The organism is Pseudoalteromonas sp. TP27 (assembly GCF_056470645.1).
In genome coordinates this window covers 1-16,834 of record NZ_JARDAK010000007.1, presented here as the reverse complement: position 1 = coordinate 16,834, position 16,834 = coordinate 1, and the positions used below count along the sequence as shown (strand labels likewise).

Below are 16,834 nucleotides of genomic sequence, written 5' to 3'. Positions count from 1 at the left end.
CGCAATATAAGCGGGCATTCCTCATTCTAAAATTGGTGAATAACCGAGTGACTCAGTTACTCGTAAATTTATTTTTTAATTCGCAATTACACAGCCTGTTGGTGCTGTAAATTTTGTAAAGTGACTTCTTTTACATCCACCAGCTTGTTTAGCTGGCTGGTTAATAGGTGAATAGGTTTATCACTATCTACCGTCATGGCTACATTGTATAAACCATCATCTATATTGAGCTGAAAATGCGTAAGATCAAAACCACGATGACGCACCACTCGTAAAAAGCGCTCTACCGCTATACTTTGGCTTTTTAATGCAATAGTTAGGCTATGTTTCATTTTGCTTTCTCCGTCATCATTTCGTCGTTAGCAGCCCCAGGTGGTACAAGTGGCCAAACATTTTCTTTATCATCAATACAGGCATGTACTATGTACGGGCCTTTGCTGTTAACTAATGCAGTAATAGCATCATCAACCTGGTTAGCGTGGGTAATTGTTTGCCCAGGAATACCAAACACTGCAGCTAGTTGAACAAAGTCAGGGTTATCTGAAAGGTTAGTTTCAGAGTAGCGCCCTTCAAAAAACAGTTCCTGCCATTGGCGAACCATACCCAAGCGCTGGTTATCTAAAATTAATATTTTTACAGGTAAATTATTACGACGAATAGTTGCAAGCTCTTGAATATTCATCATGATTGAGCCATCGCCCGACACGGTAATAACAAAGTCATCAGGGCGTGCTACTTGTGCGCCAATAGCTGCCGGTAAACCAAAGCCCATTGTGCCTGCGCCACCACTACTTAAATGATTACTCGGATGGCTAAATTTCATATGCTGCGCGACCCACATTTGGTGCTGGCCAACATCACAGCACACAACGCCAGTTTTTGGCATACGCTCACTAAGCTGACTAAGTAAATAAGGTGCATAAACCTTCTCACCAGGGTAGTCGTAACGCCACGCGTGCTTAATATTCATTTCTTTATTTGTGTTACACCACGCTTTAGGTGTTACAAAGCACTCAAGTGCGGGTAACGACGTTTTTAAATCAGCAATTAATGAAGCTTTAGCAGGTTTACGTTTACCTACTTCAGCAGCATCTATATCTAAATGGATTACTTTGGCTTTAGCTGCAAATTTAGCTAAGTTACCCGTTACGCGGTCATCAAAGCGCGCCCCTATACATACAAGCACATCACATTCTTGCACAGCAATATTAGCCGCTTGAGTGCCATGCATACCTAGCATGCCTAAGTAGTGTTCGTAGTCTGGTAACACACTGCCCAATGCTTTAAGTGTTGATACAGCAGGCATTTGTGTTTTATTTAAAAACTGCATTAGCTCGTCTTGCGCATCAGCGGCTTGTACACCACCACCGACATACGCTACAGGCTGTTTTGCTTCACTAAGTAATTGATTAGCAATAGCAACTTGATTTAAATCTAATTGTGGTAAGTATTCATCAGCTGCAAGCCAAGGTTTAAAAGGTACTTGCGCCATTTGAATATCTTTTGGGATATCGACAAGTACAGGACCCGGTCGGCCGCTTTGCGCTAAATGAATCGCTTCTTGTAGTATCTCTGCTAAGTCTTCAGCTCGTTCAACCATGTAACTGTGCTTAGTACACGAAAGCGACATGCCTAGTACATCTATTTCTTGAAATGCATCTGATCCAATGGCAGCAGTAGGCACTTGACCGGTGATCGCCAATAATGGCACTGAGTCCATCATCGCATCAGCAAGGGCAGTGATTAAGTTAGTTGCGCCAGGGCCCGATGTTGCAAAACACACACCTAATTTACGCGTGCTGCGAGCATAACCAACGGCTGCAAACCCTGCACCTTGCTCATGACGAGTAAGGTAGTGTTTGACTGGCGCGCCATACAGCGCATCGTAAATTGGCATAATAGCTCCGCCTGGGTAGCCAAATACTTCATTTACGCCGTGTTTGGCCAATAAGTCGATTGTTAGTTCTGCGCCTGTCATTAATAAAACCCTCATTCCTCAGTGACAACCCAATTACATTTTTACGCTTAAAACTTTACCCTTAAAACTAAAAAGCCCTCCGAACGGTTAGGTGCGGAGGGCTTTTTTAATGCTTAAGTTTTTAAAGCACTACGAAGCCCTCGCGGGAATAATCACCACGATAATAATCAGGACTAGGTTAAGTGCATTTGTAAGCATGTAATTAATACCAAATTTTGTTCATTTATCGCGAAGGTTATTCCTTCGCTCTCTTTTTATATTAGTACCGCGCTAGGCCCTTTAAGTCAACACCAAAGTTAATCTAACAAAAAGACTAAAAGGCAATTTATCAGGTTTTAAAATTCATTATATAAGCTGTTAGTGGTTTTTTTATGCTCTAATTTTAATCACAGAAATTCACTATTCTTATATTCCTTATTTAAGGTTTGATTAATTTTTAAGAATATTTCTATAAATAAAATTATTTATCATCTTCAGGTAATGCGTAGGTTCTCTTAAGCAATTCTTAAGTGTTGTTACATAGCATGGCGTTGTTATTTTAAACGAGCCTAAATATGAACGTAACTAGCCAAACACCAACACAAAAAAAGCCAAATCGTAGTAAACGGTTTTACATTCACTGTAGTGCAAACGCCTTTGTAGTGATGATTGCCTGTTATTACTGCTTAGTTATAAACATTCCTTTTATCCAAGGTTCATTTAGTGCCATCACCTCCCTTGCTTCTTTTTCGTGGCTGTTTTTACTTTCAGTGCCGCTGCTTTTGCTATGCCTTTTAATTATTTTCTTTTCGATAGTGTCGGTTAGGTGGTTACTAAAGCCACTTAATTACCTTTTACTGATAATTTCGAGTGCCGTGCTTTACGGTTCATTAAATTACGGCGTCGTGTTTGACTATTCAATGATTCAAAACACATTCGAAACGGATTCAAGCGAAGCGCTGAGCTATTTAAATCCACAGCTCATAGGCTTTTTACTGCTATTTTGTGCGCTACCTGTTTTTATATTAAGCAAAGTAAAAATACACTTTACTCGCCCCCATCAAGAAGCGATTAGCCGTATAAAACTTATTGTAGCGTGCTGCTCATTAATTGTTTTAGTGGTCGTGAACTTTTACGCCGACTACGCAGCGACTGGCCGTAATAACCGCATTTTGAAAAAAGAAATTATCCCATTTCAGTATCTCTCCAGCGGTTATAAATATATGCGCGATCAACTGCTGTACACCAATATAAAGTTTAAAAATATAGATACAACACCCACTTTAATTGCGCCTAACACCACCAGCGTAACCGTTATAGTTGTTGGCGAAACCGCACGAGCAGAAAACTTTGCTTACCAAGGTTATAAACGAAGCACCAACCCTTATACACAAAAGCATAATGTAACGTATTTTAATAATGTCGCCTCATGCGGTACGGCAACAGCTGTATCTGTGCCGTGTATGTTTTCGCTGCAAACACAAGATAACTTTGATCGATTAGCGGCCGACAACCAACAAAACCTGATTGACCTAGCACAGCAAGCTGGCAGCGACGTACTGTGGATTGATAACAACAGCGGCTGTAAAAACGTATGCACCCGTGTTGTTAGCATTGATATTTCAACCGCTGCATCAGCGCTTTGCGATGGGAAATATTGCTTTGATGAAGCTCTGCTTGCTTCACTTAAACGCAAACTCGCTAATTTAAGCCAAGCTAACACTGTTATCGTCCTACATATGATGGGTTCACACGGGCCAACCTACTTTAAGCGCTACCCAGAAAAGTTTAAGCAATTTACACCTACGTGCGACAGAAGCGACATTCAAAACTGCTCACTCGATGAATTAGTTAATACCTACGACAACACAATTGCGTACAGTGACTTTGTTAACGCCCAAGTAATTGAGCAATTAAAAGCACTGCCAAACAACATAGATAAGCAATTTTTATATGTCTCCGATCATGGTGAATCACTTGGCGAAGCCGGTGCGTATTTACATGGTTTTCCGTATAGCTTTGCCCCAAGTACACAAACACATGTCCCCCTTTATATGTGGGCTGATGAGCATAATCAGCACATTACCAATACCTGTTTAGCTAATTTAGATACCACTGCTGCACGCTCACACAACAATATTTTTCACACCCTTTTAAATTTAATTGGCATTAAAAGCAAAACGTATCAGGCATCGCTCGATTTACTTGCTAGCTGCCAAACAACACCAAGCGAAATACAACTATGAGTAATAAAACCGTTATAAAACGCCAAGGCTTAATGCGCCTTATTTTTACCTTAAGTCATTCTTTTAACGGCTTAAAATGGATGAGTCGATTTGAAGCGGCGTTTCAACAAGAGCTAGCACTGTTTTCGTTACTTGGGGTGTTTGTGTGGCTACAAAAAATTGTACTAAGCGACAAGTTATTACTGATAGCTAGCCTGCTTTTTGTTTTGTTTGCTGAACTGGTAAATACAGCCGTTGAGGTTGTGGTGGATAGAATTGGCAGTGAATACCATGAGCTTTCGGGTCTTGCTAAAGATATTGCCTCAGCCAGTGTGTTTATAGCCATGCTAATTACGGCTCTTATTTGGTGGGCTGTGTTATGGGCATAAAGCTAACTTTTATAGCTAAAATAACGAGGCTAATATTTAAAGTAATACCTAAGGTACAAAATGCACTTGGCCCTGTATGGATTTTTGTTGTATTTGCTGTTTTGGCACTTAGCTTTTTAACACTTGCTCGTTTTGGTTTGAGTGTTTGGCAAGGTGAGCGTGTATTTGGATCGCATGCGTGGTTATCTATATTTATAGGTGGTTTAAGAGTAGATATAGCCACTTTAAGCTACATTATTATGCCCGCATTACTACTGACTTTAGTTATGCAAAGCATAGGGTGGCAAAATAAAGTACGCGGCCTAATTAAAATTTACTTAGTGGCTATGTCGGCTTTACTTGTTTTTTTTGAAGTGATTACACCTACGTTTATAAACGAGTATGACTTGCGCCCAAACCGCTTATTTATAGAGTATTTAATTTACCCTAAAGAAGTCTCAAAAATGATTTTTTCGGGCTATAAGTTAGAAGTATTTATTGCTGTTATAGCACTTATTTTAAGCTGTAAATTTGCAGGTAAAGTATTTGGCAATCAATGGCAAAGTACGTCATCACTAACAGGCTTAAACCAATCAATTTTAGCGCTCGTTTTAGTATGCTTAACTATTTTGGGCGCGCGTAACTCATTAGGGCACAGACCACTTAACCCCGCCATGGTCTCGTTCTCTACTGATCACTTACTTAACGACTTAACCCTTAACTCACTTTATAGCGTCGCATTTGCAGTTAAGCAACTCTCTAACGAGCAATCAAGCCAAGACTATTATGGCAAAATGCCTACCGATGAATTGCTTAGCATTGTGCGTAGTAACATGCAAAACACGCAAGCCGCATTTAATGATGTAACCGCCCCTACAAAAACGTTTCATGGCGCAAGCAATACAGGTAAGCCAAAAAATCTAGTCATTATTTTACAAGAAAGTTTAGGTGCTCGTTACGTAGGCACGCTTGGCGGTTTACCGCTTACACCTAATATAGACGCCCTTTATAAACAAGGCTGGGGATTTGATAACTTATACGCCACGGGTACGCGCTCGGTGCGTGGTATTGAGGCAGTAATTACAGGGTTCACACCCACACCTTCGCGTGCGGTTGTTAAACTTGATAAATCACAACGTGACTTTTTTACTATTGCTGACTTTTTAGCGAAGAGAAATTACAACACACAGTTTATTTATGGTGGCGAAAGCCACTTCGACAACATGCGAAGCTTCTTTTTAGGTAATGGCTTTAAAGATATCGTAGATACAAATAATTTTAAAAAAATAGACTTTAATGGCTCGTGGGGCGCATCAGACGAAGACTTGTACGACCAAGCCGACATAGAACTCACTAAACTTAAACAACAGAATAAACCCTTTTTTAGCCTTATATTTTCAAGCTCTAATCATAGCCCGTATGACTTTCCTGACGACAAAATAACGTTGTACGATAAACAAAAACAAACCCGTAATAATGCTGCAAAATATGCCGATTACGCACTAGGTAAGTTTATTAAAAAAGCTAAAAAATCGAGCTACTGGGACGACACTGTATTTATAGTTATTGCTGATCACGATTCACGCGTATCGGGCTCGAGCTTAGTTCCTGTTGATCACTTTAAAATTCCAGCCGTTATTTTTGGTAAAGGTATTACCCATAAACGTGATAACCAGCTAGCCAGCCAACTCGATATCCCTGTGACTTTACTGTCTTTAATTGGTGCAAGTGGCAAGCACCCTATGATAGGCCATGATTTATCAAAGCCAATTGGCAACAACAAACAACGCGCCATGATGCAATACGACAAAAACTTTGCCTATATGCACGGTAATAAAGTGGTGGTGTTGCAACCACAAAAACCAGCAACCACCTATACATATAGTAATAATCAGCTTGTACCATGTGAAAACGATGAGCAACTGATTAAAAAGGCCCTCGCCCACGCGAACTTAGGTAACTTAGCTTATACAAACGGTTGGTATCATTAACCAAGTGACTTGATAATAAAGCCTTGTTAAAGTAACAAGGCTATTTTTATAAACCGAGTAAACATGAAAATCCTCGTAATTGAAGACTCTGAAGCACTAAGGCGCAGCTTGCAAGTTGGCCTTAGCAACCTTGGCTTTACGGTAGATGAAACCGGTGATGGCTCAGAAGGTTTAAGCATGGCACTGAGTGGAAACTACGACCTCCTGGTACTTGATTTAATGCTGCCGAGTGTTGATGGCATGAGTATTTTACAAGCACTGCGTAGCAGTAATAGCCAAAGCCGTGTGCTTATTTTATCTGCACGAAGTGAACCTCAAGATAAAATTAACGGCCTGATGAAAGGCGCAGATGACTATTTAACTAAGCCATTTTCGTTTGAAGAACTCCATGCTCGTGTCCTTGCATTACTTCGCCGTGGATCACTGCAAAACCAACAAAATACACTGACAGTAGGCGACTGCGTATTAGATCTCTCGCTTAAAACGCTTCATTACAAGCAACATGCCATTGAGCTCACTCGTAATGAATATAAAATAATAGAATGCTTATTTAATACTCCTGAGCGGGTGTTAGGACTAGAGTTTATAAGTGAAGCAGTAGTAGGTCAGTTCGATATGCTCTCTAAAAATGCGCTTGAAGCACACATATCTACTATACGTAAAAAAGTAAGACAGTTTGATGGCGAGCTCCCGATAAAAAATAAACGTGGATTTGGTTATGTCGCAACAACAAAATAAAAGTCACTCAATAAGGCGTAAACTCGTTAATAATATTAGCGCCGTGATCTTAGTTATTTTATTCACCATATTTTTAACCGTTGATTTAAGCGTTGATACTTGGGTGGAAGATCAATTCAATCAATCTTTAACTAATAAAGCCAACTACTTAAAAACCTTAGTTGAAGATGACAACAATGTGGTTGAATTTGATTTTGCTGGCGAGTTTATGTCGGAGTATGAAGCTGCAGATGCCACTGAGTTTTACCAATTATGGCATGGCCGTGACGTGTTTGAGCGCTCGGACTCATTAGCGCTTTATGAAAATGCTAACCTGCCTTTTTTAGAAATGCCGATAAACGAATCTAAAATTATAGATTACGAGCTCCCTAACGGACTTGATGGCCGCGCACTTATAAGTCATTTTATAGCCCAAAAAGATGATAGAGACACCTCTCATTCTGCTGTTTTTAATACCATGACTCTTGCGATTGCAGCGCCGACAGCCGAACTTAATAAAGTACTGATTATTATTGATGTGGTCTTTATTTTAACCTGTGTGCTTGGTGTGTTTGGTGTGCGCTATTTAGTGACACGTATTGTAAATAAAGGCCTGCATCCTCTACACAGCTTAAACGACCAAATTAAGTTACTCGATATTACAGGTGTGGCACAAACAATAGAAAGCGACTTTAAAGTAGTTGAAATAGAGCCCATACGTAACGAGCTAAATAAGTTTATTACTGTTAATCAGCAGCTTTATAGTAATGAAAAACGCCTAACAAGCGATATTGCACATGAGCTAAAAACCCCAATTGCTGAACTTATAAGCCTTTCAGAGGTAGCTATTCGTTATCCCGAAGATAAACGTATTAGTGACACCTATACCAGTGATGTACTTAGTATTTCACAGCGCATGAAAACGATTGTTAGCAACCTCTTACTATTGCAGCGCTCAAGTAGTAGTACTATGCAATTGAATGCACAAAGCATCATTTTAAATAACTTAGTAAATCAAGTTATTGATGAGCTGACCTTTAAGCATCCAAATATTAAAACGCGTTTAAATAACGAAATAAGTGACGAACTTACACTTAATGCTGACGAATTTAGTTTAAATACCATTTTGTGTAACTTAATCGATAACGCACTATTTTATGGACTCCCTGAGGCGCTAATTAAATTAACTGCGGTAAATAACAACACAAACATGACTATTTCTGTTAGCAACAAAGTAAATCAGCCATTAAGTAGTGAACAGCTAACAGCTATTTTTGACCCGCTCTATCAGCTAGATTCATCTAGAACTAATAACCAGCGCCACGGTTTAGGGTTATCTATTGTGCAGAGCTTATGCAACTTAAATGGCTTTACGATTACGGCCAGTAATACCGAGAACAATACGCTAACGTTTATATTAACGTTATCCATTAAGTAAATTTAGGTTAGTATTTACACTACTAATTTCCAGATTTAAGGACAAACCATGAATGCTCTTATCCGTGTTAGCCACTTTTTTATTGTGGCATTACTTATAACATTTAGCCTTAACAGCTATGCAGCTCCTGCCTTATATAAAATAGAAAAAAATGGCGTCAGCTCTTACTTATTTGGCACCGTACACGTTGGTGATGCCAGTATGAAAGGCTTACCTAAAAATGTAACCGATGCTATTTCTGCTAGCCAAGAAGTGATTGTTGAGGTTGATATAAGTAAACTCACACCGCTTGAAATGCAGCAGCGTTCAATGCCATTTATGATGCTAAGTGACGGTAAAACATTGCAAACTGAGCTTTCAAAGCAAAATTATACCAAGCTAAAAGATTACTTTGCTAAAAAGTCGATTGATATTGCTATGTTTAATGGCTTAAAACCATGGGCTGTTATGGTGACTATGATGCAAATTGAATTTCAAAATGCAGGATATTCAGATAAAACAGGCATAGATAAACAAGTACTTGCTTACGCTAAAGAGCATAAAATAAAAATAGGTGAGCTTGAAACGCTAGAGCAACAACTACAGATGTTTGATGGCATGGCGCTACTGAGCAATGAAATGATTGAAGAAACATTTGAGCAGCTAAGCGATATTAATACTTACTTTATCAAGTTAGTTAATGCCTGGAAAAACGGTGATATGGATACACTAACCGATTACTACAACATGAGTTTTGATGACAGTAATTACGGCGAGATTAGCGAGCAAGTTATGCTAACTAATCGCAATAATAATTGGGTTAAACAACTCACACCGCGTTTAGCAAATGAGCAACTATTTATTGCCGTGGGTGCGCTACATTTGCCTGAAAAACACGGTTTACTTAAACAGCTACGAGATAAAGGGTTTAGCGTTACTCGTCTTTAAAATAAAAATGGGTTGAGTGAGTTTTCGCTCAACCTTTCTTTGAGCTTTTAATTAAAGTCTTCCATTTTTAAGTAGTTCTCTATTCCTTTAATTTTGTCTGCCGCATGATGATTTACATAAATCACGGTACTTGTATTGGCAGCACAAATTTTCTCGATTAGTAGTAGTACACGCTGCCTGTTTGCTTCATCTAAACCTAAGCAAGGTTCATCTAAAATAAGTAATGTTGGATGCTTTACCATAGCTCGTACAATTAACAGCATACGTTGATCGCCGTACGAAAGTTGGGTGAATGAGGTGTTTTGTTTGTCACTTAAACCAATAAATGCCAGCCACTGCTGAGCAATATTAGTTTGTGCGTCACTCGGTTTTTGATATAAGCCTATGCTGTCGTAAAAGCCCGAAATAACAGTATTTAAAGCCGATATACTTATGCGATAATCCATATGTAGCGCGTTAGATATAAAACCAATATGCTGTTTTATATCCCAAATACTCTCCCCTGTTCCACGTTTAAAACCAAATACTTCAATGTCGTTGTTATAACACTGTGGGTTATCACCTGTTATTAAATTTAATAGGCAGGTTTTACCTGAACCGTTCGCCCCACTAAGCTGCCAATGCTGATGCTTTTTTATAGTCCAATTAAGATTTTTGAATATGCTTGCGTCACTATAACTAACTTTAGCATTACTCAATTTAACTAAGGTATTACCAGTGAATGCCTTTTGCTCTTGCTCGGTATCAGGAGATGGCACATCCAATGAAGTATGCTCTAAATGAAGTAGTTTTAGTAAGTCACTTAATTGCTCACTACTTGGCTTTGCTAAAGTATGTAACAAGCTGCCTTGGTTTACATAACCATAGTGAGTAATGAATGAAGGGATTTCGTCTAGGCGGTTTAGTACAAAAACAAAAGTAACTGTGTGGCTAAGCGCTATGAGTATTTTATTAAGCTGCTGGCAAGATTGTACGTCGAGCCCATCAAATGGCTCATCAAGCACGACTAACTCGCTCTGGGAGCTGAGTGCTTTAATAAGTAGGAGTTTACGAGTTTCACCGGTTGAAAGATCTCTAAAATGCCTATTTAGTAATGAGCTAAATTTAAATAATTCTATTAGCTGCGCTAATAACTCACTATTATTACTATGCTCTGCAAATATAAGGTCTTTAACAAGGCTATGCTTTTCACGCTCTAATTCTTGGGCCAGTAACTGTTTATGCGAATCTGAAGACACAAGCATAAGTTTATTTATACTACTTGTACGCTTACCACTTTCGCACTTAGCCTCACCAACTAACGCAGCTGTTAATGCAGATTTACCTGCTCCATTAGCACCTAGAAGCAACCAATGTTCTCCTAGGTTCACTTGCCAATCTAGGTTGCATATATCATAACGACTTTTGCCTTGCCCTTGTAAGTAACCATTAAATTGCTCAAGCGTAATTGACTGCACTAACTTTCCCTAATAGACCTTAAAACAGTAAATTAACGCATATTAAAAGTGCTTAGCAAGCGTGTTATCTGCAAAATTAATTTATTTCATTCACAACGCTAATACTATTTAATGCGTCTTTAATTGCTTGCTGACTTATTGGTTTATGAATATGAAGGTTAGCCCCGTATTCATAAACTCGATCTATATCATTTTGTGAGGTATTTGCTGTTATAACAATAATTGGCATTACTTTATTAAGCTCTGATCGTATTTTTTTAATCGCCTCAAACCCATCCATTACTGGCATGTTTAGGTCCATAAAAACAATATCGTACTGATTTTCACTCACCATATCACAGGCGACTTTTCCATTTTCTGCGCAATCATAGCTTAAACCTAATAAACTAAGTATGCGGGTTAATAACATGGTGTTTAATGGATTATCTTCGACGACTAAACACGTTAGCTTGTCGTTTACTTTAAGAGGTTTTGGGAGGGCTTTACTTATTGCCACTGGTAAATACAAAGACACCAAAGCACCATGAGTTTTATTATTTGTAAAAATAATTTCACCATTCAGTGCTTTTACAACGTATTGAACCCGGGTTAGGCCTGTTCTTAACCCTTGAAAGTGATTGGTTTGTTTAAATGAGTCAAATTCCAGGTCAGTAATTTTCTTCGAAAAGCCACTGCCAGTGTCACTCACCGTTAAATGAAATTCATCATTAAAAAGCTTTGCAGAGACAGTAATTTCACCTTCTTTCGTAAACTTAATAGCGTTACTAATTAATTCTGTAAGTGTGTGCTGCAAACGTTGGTGATCTAATTTACATACACAATTTAACGATTCATCTAAACAACTAACTAGTTTTAGGCCTTTTTGCTGACATGCATACTCGTAAGCTATTACTACTTTGTTACACGACTCTAAAAGGTTTTCATCTTTTAAATGCGGTATCCATTTACCTGCGCTTAAAGCCTGTAAGTCCTGTAGCTCATCTAATATAGCTATTAACCGAAGCGCGCAATAGTTAGCTTGGGTTTTAACGCTTTGCTGAGTATCAGAAACCTCCAGATCCTCAATAGACGTAATAAGCCCTTGCAAAGGTGTCCTAAATTCGTGACTTGCTCTAGCAATAAAGTGCTCTTTATTTTGGCTTGTTTGATGAACAAAATCTTTTTGCTTTTGTAGTTTTATAAGCGTATCTGAAATCTCTTTTTCCATTGGCATAAAAACAAATCTTAGCTCAACAAGTAGCAGCACCATTGCCAATAACCAGCATAATATCTCTAGGTTGGCGACTCTGTTAATTTTTTTAACAGCTTGGGACTCAAATAAGCTAACCGCTTTATCAAGCGTAGCTAACAGCGTTTCAATATGCTTTATAGAAAATACTGAGTGGTTTACCTCACCTTCTTGATACAAAAGCCTCTCAGTTTGCTCTACATATTCTAATACTGTCTTATCCAAGCCAGTAGTTGCACCAAAATATAAATCCACTAATGCTGAATCTAAATAAATGTATTCATCATCAGAATTTTTTGTTAATAGTGTTTGGTGGGATTTTTTAAATGTATTGAGAGATTTTTCAAGCGATTCTGTATGAAGTGGTGAATAATTACTAATGCTGAGTATGGTATTGCTATGCCACGCTATTTTTTGCGACAGCATTCTTTGCTTACCAGCAATATTAATAACTTTTGCATCATATTTTTGAACGGAAAAACTATATTGTAACAATAGAGCAGAACCACTGATTAAAAGAGCAATAGTCAATAACGCCCATCGATATCGCTTTCTAACACTTTTAATAATATCGAACATGCAAAAGCCTGTTTTTTATTTAAGTGTAGACTAATTTTATAAAACAAAAAATCAGTCAGAGTAATTATGTTTTTAAGTTAATAAGCAATAAAAAGCCCAGCAAAAGCTGGGCATATATAAAGGTAAGTGTTAACGATTCTCTAATCGATTATAGTCAAACATTCCATATTCTATTCCTCGATATTTTTTAGCCGTTTCGTGCAATATATCGCTGTATTGCCAAAATTGCGGATGAGTACGACGAATACCATATTTACTTTTTAAAGCGCGGTAATCAGCTTCAATTTGCATCATTGGTAATTGCTCAGCAAAAGCATTTACTTGTTGCTCGTTATTTAAATACCAAATGGCAGCTGGGTAATCACCAATAAAGCCAGGAACGATTGTTGCTGTATCTTCATCATAAGCACGCTGACCATCTTCGTTTAATAAACTAGATATATTGTAGTGCGCATTATGATGAATAATAGTGTAGCCCTTATGGCTATTATCTTCTTGCTTTACAAGTATAAAAGAAAGCTGAGGTAATAAGTTAACCGCTTTTGCTGGCATGTTACTTACTACATTTAACGGCTTTGGCACTTCAGTGTAGTTGTATTTTTCACTTAAAACTGGCGCTAAGGCTTCTTTCATCAAGGTATATAGTTCATGCTGTGGATCATCAGTTTCATAGTTAATACCACTGGGCTGGCTAAATTCTCGGTTACTTTTAAAGAACTTAGATAAGTCAGGTGGTGAATTACGGTACCACTGCTTTTTGATTTGATTACGCTTGTGCTCAGGTAATAGAGCTAAAAAGTTTTGCTCTCCCTCTAAACGTAAAAAATCCATATATAAACGTGTAACCAATTGATGGCCTATATTTCCGTATACATCAAAGCCTGCAACAAGCAAATAATGAATACGTTCAAATAACGCATAATCAAGTATCCACGTGGTTTTAGGCTCTTGACCAATAAAACCTTTAACAACAGTTGCACTATCAAAATGGCGGAAAATAGTCAGCGCAGCATTTTTATTGTGCCCATCACCTTTCCAAAGCAAGTCAGTTGTAAGATGCTCGCCACCTTTAAACATTTCGTTAGCAAGCTCAACTTTTGCCTGTAAATATTTTTTCTCACGAACTGAATATTTAACCCAGCTAGAAATAGGTAACGCATTACTTTCTTCAGCGGCAGGAAGTTCTAGAGCTTCTTCATGTTGCATTAGCATTTCCCCTACAGCAGGAGTCGCAACCTTATCAGGATCAGCAAACGCCACCCAAAAGTGATCATTTATAACATTTAAAGCAATCTGACCACGACAAACAGGTCCTTTAATAAAGCCCATAATAATAAGTTCAGACTCATCAAGCATAAACTGATATTTAGACTTAATAGGGATTACTTCGAAGGTTTTAAAAGGATTAGAAGCCGACTCTGCTTTATAACTTGGCATTTGCGTAACTGTATAATCTGGTGCAATAAACTGCTTGTATAAGCGCAGTAACTTAGCTTCATTAAGCTCAAGCGGTAAATGCGTTTTAGAAAGTATGGTTGTACGCTCTTGCATAAAGCGATAATAAACACGACTAACTTTAGGATCGTCATATGGACGACGCGTATTTATTAATTTTATTGTTTCACCAGGAGGCGTACTCGAGCGAACTAGTTTAAAAAAGCTTTGTGGGTTTTCTGACGTAAAATAAATATGTGCTAAAAACCAATGTTCATAAATATAACGTGCTGATAACTGATACTTTAAATCGTCTTGATTTAAAAATGCTTCCCAACCCGTTATTTTATTCTGATCAAATTTACTTGGCGGCTTAATGTGTGACATTTTACCGCCATTTTTAAGCCAGTCCTGTAAGTGATTAAACTCTTCACGCGAAACACCTGGTAAACCATAAGGCATACCGCCATGAGGCTGATCATCTGCTAATCTATCAAACTCCCCCATTGTTGCACAGGTTTGTGAACGCCCTAACGAAAAATCAAATTCATCACCTAAAACTTCATTAACTGGTAATTCATAGCTTTGCTTTAATACCAAGCTGTTAAACAACACACTGCCCGCTAAGTTAGCCTCTTCACTTTGCATGCGCTCATTAAGCACTGGGGTAAAGTTTTTTTCTCGCCATTGCTGTGTATTGGTTGCATCAAACAATAAACGGCTTGGGGTTGTTGCCAATAAACGAGTTCCATCGTAAACAAGTTCTTTACTCAAGCCACGGTCAATACCTTCAGGGGATGAGAGCTTAAGCTGACAAGGTGCGTCGTAACAACCGTGGCAAACAACACAGCGGGTATCGAGCACAGGTTTTACATTTTGTAAAAAATCAGCGCCTGCACCTGTAGTATGAGGAACTATTCGCTCTTGCGCTTGTTCAGGGCCAAATAAATCATCGTAATGTGCATTACCTAAGTAAGCACAACCACTAAGGATAATTAATACAAATGTACTTATTATTATTTTTTTCATTCGTCCTCGTCACCTAAATCGAAGGTGGGCATCATATCCATTTGAGGAGAAACGAATGTTTTTTGACCTTCAGTATTCAAAACAATACTTAAAAGAGGTCCATGCGTTAATGTTATCTGCGCATCATGCTCTTGCTCTAATATACTTAGATACAGAGAATCAGTTATAAGCAACTCATAACCGCTAACGGTAATAGCTACACTGCTATCTTCACTTGGATTTTGGCAAATTTGAGCAAGTAACTCATCATCAAGTCCAATTGATATTTCAAAATCAGGCTGCTCTAAATCTCTATCACTTAATGATTCATCTAATAGAAATAAAGGAAGGGTTAAATTGCTATCTTGTTCAAATTCCATTGCGTTCTCTGCACTTTCTGACGATTTAATTGGCGAGTATTATAACAAACTAGCGAGTAAATTAACGCTAAAGCTATTTAACTGTTTAAACGTCATCTATAACAGATTCGATCACCGAAAATACTTAATCTTGAGGGTCGCATATATAACACTAAAACGACCAACATCGGGGATATCTGTTGCAGGAACACATACTTGTCCACCTAAGCTAGCGGCTTTATTTACTGCTGTATTGCAACTCTATACTGCAAAATAAATCATCCAATGAGCAGGAATATCTTCAGGCCAGTCGCTTGTAATCTCAAGCATGCCGGCAATTGGCTGTCCATCTACCAAAAACAAAGTGTAGTTCATCCCTTCCATTGGCTTTATTTCACTTTCCCAGCCTAGTAAAGTACAGTAAAAGTCTCTACTTACTTTATTATCTCTGGTTGCTAACACATGCCAATAAGGCGTATTTAACTCCCCTAAGTGTTTACAACCTTTATGCTCACCTCCTTGCCATAGTGCAACAGTGGCACCTACAGGATCTTTAACATCAACATTCGTCCTGCATTCATAACATCATGCGAGCCGACAATAATTTCAGCACCTAGCTCTTTCGCTTTTGCAGCACAGTCATCTACATTATCGACTGCAATATAGGCCAACCAATTACTTGGTATCTCTGCACTAATTTGCTCTTCAGGCATTTCGTACATAGCGGCTATATCATCATCTTGCTTTTGTAGCATAGTGTAATATATGTCCTCCCCAATAGGCTGATCTTCATATCCCCAATCAAATAATGATGTATAAAACGCCTTCCCCTCTTTCCAATTGTGCGTACAAAGTTCTGACCAACAAAAAATCCCATGTGGATGATTTTCAATTTTACTCATTATTAAGCCCTTATTATTCTAATTTTATTTAAACGAGCTCTGTCACATTTTATAAACTATATAATTGGACAGATCATAAATTGAGATTAGAGCAATGACTAATCAGAGTCGATAAATAAAGGTATTATTCTAAAGTTAGAAAAACGTATTTCAAAAAAGAGATATTGAGGGGTTTTATTGTGTTTTTATTATATTTTAAGCGTCGGGAGTCGCTTCGCTCGCCCGACCTACATTCTAGGAGCTG

12 protein-coding genes and 1 pseudogene are annotated in these 16,834 nt (G+C 38.2%); 6 read left to right on the top strand and 7 right to left on the bottom strand.

The genetic code is table 11. The features are described 5' to 3' along the window. Nucleotides 1-86: 86 nt before the first annotated feature. Together ilvM and ilvG are read right to left on the bottom strand one after the other, a co-directional pair. Complete coding sequence (gene ilvM, locus PX700_RS10115; RefSeq protein ID WP_024600392.1) at nucleotides 87-332, bottom strand: acetolactate synthase 2 small subunit; 246 nt, start codon at nucleotides 330-332, stop codon at nucleotides 87-89. After that, nucleotides 329-1,978: an acetolactate synthase 2 catalytic subunit gene (ilvG, locus tag PX700_RS10110; RefSeq protein ID WP_479520653.1), complete on the bottom strand. Its 1,650-nt coding sequence runs from the start codon at nucleotides 1,976-1,978 to the stop codon at nucleotides 329-331. The genes ilvM and ilvG overlap by 4 nt, the downstream gene beginning before the upstream one ends. A gap of 554 nt (nucleotides 1,979-2,532) precedes the next feature. Here ilvG and PX700_RS10105 point away from each other — a divergent pair. The 6 genes from PX700_RS10105 to PX700_RS10080 all read left to right on the top strand — a co-directional run bounded on the left by PX700_RS10105 (nucleotide 2,533) and on the right by PX700_RS10080 (nucleotide 9,623). Continuing rightward, nucleotides 2,533-4,203: a phosphoethanolamine transferase gene (locus PX700_RS10105; RefSeq protein WP_479520652.1), complete on the top strand. Its 1,671-nt coding sequence runs from the start codon at nucleotides 2,533-2,535 to the stop codon at nucleotides 4,201-4,203. After that, nucleotides 4,200-4,571 (top strand): diacylglycerol kinase, encoded by a 372-nt coding sequence (locus tag PX700_RS10100; protein ID WP_479520651.1) that lies wholly within the window; start codon nucleotides 4,200-4,202, stop codon nucleotides 4,569-4,571. The genes PX700_RS10105 and PX700_RS10100 overlap by 4 nt, the downstream gene beginning before the upstream one ends. Next, nucleotides 4,562-6,541, top strand: a complete 1,980-nt coding sequence (locus PX700_RS10095) for an LTA synthase family protein (protein WP_479520650.1) — start codon at nucleotides 4,562-4,564, stop codon at nucleotides 6,539-6,541. Before PX700_RS10100 ends, PX700_RS10095 begins: the two co-directional genes overlap by 10 nt. Nucleotides 6,542-6,604: 63 nt before the next feature. Next, nucleotides 6,605-7,279, top strand: coding sequence for a response regulator transcription factor (locus PX700_RS10090; protein WP_479520649.1), 675 nt, complete (start codon nucleotides 6,605-6,607; stop codon nucleotides 7,277-7,279). Then, the gene (locus tag PX700_RS10085; protein ID WP_479520648.1) at nucleotides 7,260-8,696 is read left to right on the top strand and encodes a sensor histidine kinase; all 1,437 of its coding nucleotides are present in this window, start codon (nucleotides 7,260-7,262) and stop codon (nucleotides 8,694-8,696) included. The genes PX700_RS10090 and PX700_RS10085 overlap by 20 nt, the downstream gene beginning before the upstream one ends. Before the next feature lie 48 nt (nucleotides 8,697-8,744). Then, entirely contained in the window at nucleotides 8,745-9,623 is an 879-nt protein-coding gene (locus tag PX700_RS10080) for a TraB/GumN family protein (RefSeq protein ID WP_479520647.1), read from the top strand. A 47-nt stretch (nucleotides 9,624-9,670) separates the two neighbouring features. Here the strand turns inward: PX700_RS10080 and PX700_RS10075 are convergent, their stop codons facing one another. From PX700_RS10075 to PX700_RS10055, 5 genes and pseudogenes are all read right to left on the bottom strand, one after another. Beyond that, entirely contained in the window at nucleotides 9,671-11,080 is a 1,410-nt protein-coding gene (locus PX700_RS10075; protein WP_479520646.1) for an ATP-binding cassette domain-containing protein, read from the bottom strand. A 76-nt stretch (nucleotides 11,081-11,156) separates the two neighbouring features. Beyond that, nucleotides 11,157-12,887, bottom strand: coding sequence for a response regulator (locus PX700_RS10070; protein ID WP_479520645.1), 1,731 nt, complete (start codon nucleotides 12,885-12,887; stop codon nucleotides 11,157-11,159). 129 nt (nucleotides 12,888-13,016) lie between these two features. Then, nucleotides 13,017-15,350: a fatty acid cis/trans isomerase gene (locus PX700_RS10065; protein WP_479520644.1), complete on the bottom strand. Its 2,334-nt coding sequence runs from the start codon at nucleotides 15,348-15,350 to the stop codon at nucleotides 13,017-13,019. Beyond that, complete coding sequence (locus tag PX700_RS10060) at nucleotides 15,347-15,709, bottom strand: hypothetical protein (protein WP_024591417.1); 363 nt, start codon at nucleotides 15,707-15,709, stop codon at nucleotides 15,347-15,349. The genes PX700_RS10065 and PX700_RS10060 overlap by 4 nt, the downstream gene beginning before the upstream one ends. Before the next feature lie 124 nt (nucleotides 15,710-15,833). Beyond that, nucleotides 15,834-16,590: pseudogene (locus tag PX700_RS10055) on the bottom strand (VOC family protein). Nucleotides 16,591-16,834 lie beyond the last annotated feature (244 nt).

Bases quoted from the DNA above. Each gene is read 5' to 3' on its own strand.
- ilvM (WP_024600392.1), bottom strand. From the start codon at position 332: ATGAAACATAGCCTAACTATTGCATTAAAAAGCCAAAGTATAGCGGTA.
- ilvG (WP_479520653.1), bottom strand. From the start codon at position 1,978: ATGACAGGCGCAGAACTAACAATCGACTTATTGGCCAAACACGGCGTA.
- PX700_RS10105 (WP_479520652.1), top strand. From the start codon at position 2,533: ATGAACGTAACTAGCCAAACACCAACACAAAAAAAGCCAAATCGTAGT.
- PX700_RS10100 (WP_479520651.1), top strand. From the start codon at position 4,200: ATGAGTAATAAAACCGTTATAAAACGCCAAGGCTTAATGCGCCTTATT.
- PX700_RS10095 (WP_479520650.1), top strand. From the start codon at position 4,562: ATGGGCATAAAGCTAACTTTTATAGCTAAAATAACGAGGCTAATATTT.
- PX700_RS10090 (WP_479520649.1), top strand. From the start codon at position 6,605: ATGAAAATCCTCGTAATTGAAGACTCTGAAGCACTAAGGCGCAGCTTG.
- PX700_RS10085 (WP_479520648.1), top strand. From the start codon at position 7,260: ATGTCGCAACAACAAAATAAAAGTCACTCAATAAGGCGTAAACTCGTT.
- PX700_RS10080 (WP_479520647.1), top strand. From the start codon at position 8,745: ATGAATGCTCTTATCCGTGTTAGCCACTTTTTTATTGTGGCATTACTT.
- PX700_RS10070 (WP_479520645.1), bottom strand. From the start codon at position 12,887: ATGTTCGATATTATTAAAAGTGTTAGAAAGCGATATCGATGGGCGTTA.
- PX700_RS10065 (WP_479520644.1), bottom strand. From the start codon at position 15,350: ATGAAAAAAATAATAATAAGTACATTTGTATTAATTATCCTTAGTGGT.
- PX700_RS10060 (WP_024591417.1), bottom strand. From the start codon at position 15,709: ATGGAATTTGAACAAGATAGCAATTTAACCCTTCCTTTATTTCTATTA.